General features: G+C 63.4%; 3 protein-coding genes. 1 reads left to right on the top strand and 2 read right to left on the bottom strand.

Annotation, left to right across the window (positions count from 1 at the left end):
• Nucleotides 1-343 precede the first annotated feature (343 nt).
• Both B7R21_RS19500 and B7R21_RS19495 read right to left on the bottom strand, forming a co-directional pair.
• Nucleotides 344-994 (bottom strand): NAD(P)-dependent oxidoreductase, encoded by a 651-nt coding sequence (locus B7R21_RS19500; protein WP_116284915.1) that lies wholly within the window; start codon nucleotides 992-994, stop codon nucleotides 344-346.
• Nucleotides 995-1,043: 49 nt separating this feature from the next.
• On the bottom strand, nucleotides 1,044-2,093 hold the full coding sequence (locus tag B7R21_RS19495; RefSeq protein ID WP_116284914.1) for a zinc-binding alcohol dehydrogenase family protein: 1,050 nt from the start codon (nucleotides 2,091-2,093) through the stop codon (nucleotides 1,044-1,046).
• Between the two features lie 73 nt (nucleotides 2,094-2,166).
• On the opposite strand from B7R21_RS19495, the gene B7R21_RS19490 reads away from it, so the two are divergent.
• The gene (locus B7R21_RS19490; RefSeq protein ID WP_116284913.1) at nucleotides 2,167-2,751 is read left to right on the top strand and encodes a TetR/AcrR family transcriptional regulator; all 585 of its coding nucleotides are present in this window, start codon (nucleotides 2,167-2,169) and stop codon (nucleotides 2,749-2,751) included.
• The last annotated feature ends 126 nt before the right edge of the window (nucleotides 2,752-2,877 follow it).

The following is a 2,877-nucleotide window of genomic DNA, read 5'->3' as shown; positions in this document are numbered from 1 at the left end:
TAAAGGTTTCTGAAGCGTGTCAGGTCGACGCCTCAGGCTCAGCCAACACGCGTCGTCGCTTGAAACTGAGCGGGCCGTCTTCCCCCTCGGGTCAGACCCGATCGGGGTTTATAAGACACTGGAACCTGGTCTGCTGAAGGTCATTCGATGGATGATTCTCGATGCGCCAAATTGTCATACGGAGTCAACGTCTCGCGGCAGTGTCGCGCCACTTGTTTGCGAAAGTGCGGCGCCGAATGGTGCGGAGTTTGGCGGTCAGTGGCGGCGTTCTGTGATCATTTGTATGCCACAACGAGGAGCTCGGTTTCCGGGTGGCCACAGTTCCGCTGAAGTGACGGGGCAATCAGTGCTTCGCGTATCGGCTCCCGTCGCATGTGTGGATGGCTGTCGCATCCTGCATTGTGCGTAGGTTGTACGCCGCACAGTCCTGGAACGTCGCGATGCTGATCGCGCGCTCCGATCGCTGGAGGACTCCTTTTGACGGACCGTCGGATCCGATCCCGGCGCGATGTACCATCCATTCGATGTCGTTCGCCTCATCGGCGAGATAGCGCATGACGGCCTCATTGTCCCTGTGCTGTCCCTCGAAGCCGCGAGCGACGGTGTGGCGGATGATCCAGAGTACGAGCGGCAGCCGGCGGTGTGGTTTGGCGCTCAGCCCGCCTGCCTGGTGGAGGAACCGTGAGACGCCGTTGCGACGCATCGCTGGAACGAGTTCCCGAACGAGGTCGGTGACGATGGTGTGCTCGCGCTGCTCCGCCGCATTTCCGAGCATCGAGACCACGAAATCGGCTCCGGTAACGAGCGCGTCGAGGTCCGGGATAGCCGTGATGGATCCTTGGACGACCTCAAGATTCGGGTCGGTGATGCCGAACTTCGCGGGGTTGCGTGCCAGGGCGCGCACGCGGAGCCCGTCCTTCAGTGCGAGACGCACGAAACGCTGTCCCGTCTGGCCGGTGCCACCAAATACGAGGACTGTCTTCTGTTGACTCATGCGATAAACCTTCTCTTCTTGTTTTTTGCGGAAATGGAAGGAGCTGAGGTCAGATTCGAACGACGAGCTTCGTGGCGGAGATGCCTTCCCTCAGCCGGTCGAGCGCTGCCGGGATGCTCGCGAGCCCATCCCCGACCACCGTCGCGACGGGCTCGGCACGGTAGGCGCCACTTGCGAGGGCCGCGGGCAGGAAGTCGCAGTAGATGGCCGGCCCGACCTCGTTGTCTTTCAGGGTGCCGCCCCAGATGGTGCTGACGGTGACCCCGCGACGGCGAGCGAGCCGAGCACGTACGCTCGTGATCGGGCTGGGATTGGTGGTCGAGACGCGTTTGGATCCGGGCAGGCGCGCCGCGATCTCGATGGTCGGCGGCAGGGATCCCGCGCCGATCGCGAGGACGCCCGCGAGCGGCTGGTGACCGATCGCTGCGACGAGTTCATCCACGACGTTCGAACTCGTGCGGTCGATGACCACAGAGGCTCCGAGCGAACGCAGCCAGTCGAAGTGCTTCGGCGACGATGTCGCAACGACGCGGTAGCCCGCGTTGCGCGCAAGTTGGATGGCGTTGACGCCGACGCTCGTCGACCCGCCCCACACCAGAACTGTCTCGTTCCGGTTGGCGGGGCTCGCTGTGGGGAGTGCGAGCGCAAGCTGATCCTTTTGGAACAGTCCACACGACGCCGTCGACATCGCGATCGGCAGCACGGCCGCCTGCTCGAACGGGAGCGAATCGGGGAGTGGAGCGACCATATGGGCCATCAGCACGACGTAATCCTGGAACGCCCCCTCGGCCGAAGTGTTGCGGGATTTTTCCGTACCCGCCGCGTGCGCCACGACCCGATCGCCGATGTGCAGGCGCGTCACCCCGGCGCCGACCTCAACGACCTCGCCCGCGACATCCGATCCGATGACAGCGGGGAAAGTCAGCCACGGCAGCACGAATCGGTAGGCGAATCCGGGCATGGCGTCGACGAAGTTGACGGCGACGGCCCGCGTTCGCACAACCACCTCGCCCGGCTTCGGGGCCGTGTAGGTCGAAGAGCCGACAGTTAAATCTCCGCCGCGTTTGGGCAGCCACAGTGCGTCATTTATATAGGTCATGACCGTAGAATAGACACTGTCTATAAAATAGTCAATGTCTAGTTGAGCGGTCGGAGTCCGCTATGATCGAGGCATGTCGCAGCGACCCTTCCATCACGGTAACCTGCGGACGGTCCTGCTCGACCAGGCCGAACTGGCGCTTCGGACGAAGGGCGTCGAGGAGCTATCACTCCGCGAACTCGCGCGCGAGATCGGCGTCAGTCACGGCGCTCCGCGGAGCCACTTCATCGACCGAAAAGCTTTGCTCGACGCACTCGCGGAGCGCGGATTTCTCGCGCTCGCGTCCGCCATGCGAGCCGGAGCAGACAGCCGCATCGAGTATGCGGAAAGCCTTCGGGCAGCCGGTCAGGCCTATGTCGACTTCGCTGTCGCCAACGCAGCACTACTCGACCTGATGTTCGCAGCCACGATGGACCGGCCGCCCGCAAGCCTGCTTGCCGCCGCAGAGACCCTGTTCTCGACCATCAGCGACGTGATGCAGGCGGGCGTCGAGGCCGGTGTATTTCGCGAGGCGGAGATCGAGCGCCTGACGCTGCTGATGTCAGCAACCATGCAGGGCGTCTCGACCTTTGTCGGCGCCGGTCGCGTGTTACCCGCGGGCGGCGACCAACTCATCGACGACGCGATCGCGCTCTTCCTCGGCCGGCCGATCGAATAGCCCCATTGAATGCGAAGGCCCTAGCGCGATCAGGGTATGTGCGCTGGCAGCGTGGATCGCTCACCGTGGCAGGTACAGGCGTAGAAGCGTTGGTCGCAGTGGGATGCCTCGAATAGCTAAAGGTTT

The sequence above is a fragment of the Subtercola boreus genome (genome assembly GCF_003399625.1).
In the GTDB taxonomy this organism is placed as follows: domain Bacteria; phylum Actinomycetota; class Actinomycetes; order Actinomycetales; family Microbacteriaceae; genus Subtercola; species Subtercola boreus_C.
The sequence above is the reverse complement of the archived record's forward strand: the minus strand, read 5'-3'. Positions and strand labels throughout refer to the sequence as shown.

Coding starts and splice junctions, on each gene's coding strand:
- B7R21_RS19500 (WP_116284915.1), bottom strand. CDS start 994: ATGAGTCAACAGAAGACAGTCCTCGTATTTGGTGGCACCGGCCAGACG.
- B7R21_RS19495 (WP_116284914.1), bottom strand. CDS start 2,093: ATGACCTATATAAATGACGCACTGTGGCTGCCCAAACGCGGCGGAGAT.
- B7R21_RS19490 (WP_116284913.1), top strand. CDS start 2,167: ATGTCGCAGCGACCCTTCCATCACGGTAACCTGCGGACGGTCCTGCTC.